Origin of the sequence: Veillonella sp. CAG:933 (assembly GCF_000431435.1) — a bacterium.
Classification (GTDB): Bacteria; Bacillota; Negativicutes; order Veillonellales; family Veillonellaceae; genus Veillonella_A.
On sequence record NZ_HF986096.1, the window covers coordinates 1 to 1,420 of the forward strand.

The 1,420-nt window shown below is 32.4% G+C and carries 3 protein-coding genes; all 3 read right to left on the reverse strand.

The window, feature by feature from the left end:
- The coding region (locus tag QZL64_RS00080) for a hypothetical protein (protein WP_296309032.1) at window positions 1-425 on the reverse strand (425 nt) is incomplete at its 3' end.
- Between the two features lies 1 nt (window position 426).
- On the reverse strand, window positions 427-600 hold the full coding sequence (locus QZL64_RS00085; protein WP_296309034.1) for a hypothetical protein: 174 nt from the start codon (window positions 598-600) through the stop codon (window positions 427-429).
- Window positions 601-1,039: 439 nt separating this feature from the next.
- The coding region (locus QZL64_RS00090; protein WP_296309036.1) for a hypothetical protein at window positions 1,040-1,420 on the reverse strand (381 nt) is incomplete at its 5' end.

Sequence of the window (1,420 nt, forward strand, 5' to 3'; positions counted from 1 at the left end):
AGTCTATTGAGAGCATCCTGTAATTGTTGTAATGTAGATCTATTGTCAATATCATCTATCCACTCTTGCATAGTACCACCAATCTCTGACATATCGGTGTCATGCTTAGTATCTAAAGTAATGATCTTATTATTCAATACATCATAGTAACTAGTGATAGTACTATTAAGATTAGTAGTTACACTAGTATCTCCTTCTACTATCTTATTACTAAGATCTTTATAGTTATCATTTACTTTAGTATCTAGTATCTCAACATCTTCTTCTACAGCATCTACTCTCTCATTAGTGGCAAATGTACCTGATAGTGATGTAGTAAAACTTCCACTAGTAATATTCTTATTACTACCATCTTGTACAAGGGTAATGAGGTCTTGCTCTTGCAGTTTAGTTGTTAGTTCAAATTGTGATATCTTTTTATTCATATTACTCTTGAATTATGTGTTCTTCTACTTCGGTCAAAATACAATCTGGAGCAATGTTCTTTTCTGGATAGAAATTCATCTGTTTCTTAAGACAGTTTATATATCTATTGACTTTTTTTAAAGCCTTAGTTTTTTGTTCCTCAGTAAGCTTAGTATCAGCACTTATTTGTTTCACAAGATCTCCAAAATGAGATATTAGTACTACATTTTCAATAGATGTTCTGTCTAATTTAACATTGTACTTAGTAGAATCATTTACTAGTTTACCTACTTTATTTACATAATTGACAGTATCCATCTTTACAGTTTTTACAATCGTTAATAGTACAATTACATGTTCTCATATCAAGTAAATTCAGCATTTCATTGTAATACTGTTCTGCATCATCTGTAAGATTCAGAGCAATAGCATTATCATATAATGTTTTCTTGAGTAAGAACATCATTATTTTATCTTTCATTTTATTGTCTAAGCAATTGTGACAGTATGTGGTTAGTAACTTCACTTCTGCATAGTATAATGATTCATTTGCTTCCATATCAATCGTATATAAAATAAAAGGGGAAAGGGATATTACTCCCAATCCCCTTTTTGGTTTTGTAATGTGTTTTTATTAAGCCTCAGCAATGAAAGCTTCCAAGGCTGTCATAAATGCAGATTTATCTAGTTCACCAGCATTTACATACAACTCACAAGCTAACGGAGTAGTCTTAATATATTGGTTGTCATCACTAAGATACTTGTTATCCCATTCAATGGTTAAAGTATCATATGTAGCATCCAAATCGCTCTTAAACTCTGGAGCAACGTACGGATAGATACCATTTGCACGATGAGTAATACCTCTGTAGCCTAAAGCTGCATTTTCACGATCACGTACAATCTTAGGATTACCTTTGCCCGGAGTACCTTGAGTCTTGGCAATTGTCAAGTTAGAGATAGGATACATGGCATTGCTCAAAATACCAGAAGGAATAGTTGTCCACATAAATGC